1 protein-coding gene is annotated in these 1,223 nt (G+C 70.1%); it reads left to right on the top strand.

What is annotated here, in order from left to right; genetic code table 11:
- Positions 1-1,223: Do family serine endopeptidase (locus tag HUK84_RS19065; protein ID WP_374729391.1), on the top strand; the 1,223-nt coding region annotated here is incomplete at both ends.

The raw sequence follows: 1,223 nt of genomic DNA, 5'->3' as shown, positions 1-1,223 counted from the left end.
GGTCGCGGGTACCATGCTGGGCGGCGCGGCGGCCTGTGGCGGGCTGGCGCCGGCGGCACGGGCCGATGAGAGCGGGGTGATCCGTCCGGACACGCAGCAGGCCCTGCCGAACTTCGTCAGCCTGGTGAAGCAGGTCAAGCCGGCCGTGGTGTCCATCACCGCCAACCTGCGCGCCGACGCCGTCGAGGATGAGGAAGGCGGGGCCCAGGGGCAGCAGCAGATGCCCTTCCCGTTCCCCTTCCCGTTCCAGATGATGCCGCAGCAGCCCCAGCGCCGCACGATCGAGGCGCGGGGATCGGGCTTCATCATTTCCGCGGACGGCTACGTCGTCACCAACAACCACGTGGTCAAGGGCGCGACCAAGGTGACGGTGACGCTGGATGACGGCACCGCCCTGCCGGCCAAGATCGTCGGCCGCGATCCCAAGACCGACCTGGCGCTGCTGAAGGTGACGACGCAGAGCAAGCTGCGCTTCATCGAGCTGGGCGAGTCCGACAAGGTCGAGCCGGGCGAGTGGGTGATCGCCGTCGGCAATCCCTACGGGCTGGGCGGCACGGTGACCGCCGGCATCGTCTCGGCGCGGGGGCGCGATATCGGCGACGGGCCGTACGATTCCTTCATCCAGGTCGACGCGCCGATCAATCGCGGCAATTCGGGCGGTCCGCTGATCACCCAGGACGGCAAGGTCGTGGGGGTGAACACCGCCATCCTGTCGCCCGGCGGCGGTGGATCGATCGGTATCGGCTTCGCCATCCCGTCGGACGTGGTGAAGAACGTCGTCTACCAGCTTGAGAAGACGGGCCATGTCACCCGCGGCTATCTGGGCGTGGTGGCGCAGTTGATCACCCCGGCGATGGCCAAGGCGCTGGGGCTGAAGCCCGCGGCGCCGGGCGTGCCGCCCAGCGGGGCGCTGGTGGCCAGCGTCAGCAACGGCAGCCCGGCGGAAAAGGCCGGGATCAAGGCCGGCGACGTGATCACCACCCTGAACGGCCAGAAGGTGGACAGCCCGCACGACCTGGCGGTCAAGGTCGCCTCGATCACGCCGGGCACCAAGGCGACGCTGGGGTTCCTGCGCAACAATGCCGAGCAGACCGCGACGGTGACCATCGCCAACCTGTCCGGCGCGCAGACGCCCGACGGCGCGATGGGCGAGAAGAACGAGGGCGGCCCGCGCCTGGGCGTGTCGCTGTCGCCGCTGACGCCCGACCTGCGCCAGCAGCTCG

Origin of the sequence: Nguyenibacter vanlangensis (genome assembly GCF_013376155.1) — a bacterium.
GTDB lineage: Bacteria > Pseudomonadota > Alphaproteobacteria > Acetobacterales > Acetobacteraceae > Gluconacetobacter > Gluconacetobacter vanlangensis.
Note: the sequence above shows the minus strand (reverse complement) of the source record. Positions and strands in the feature narration are given on the sequence as shown.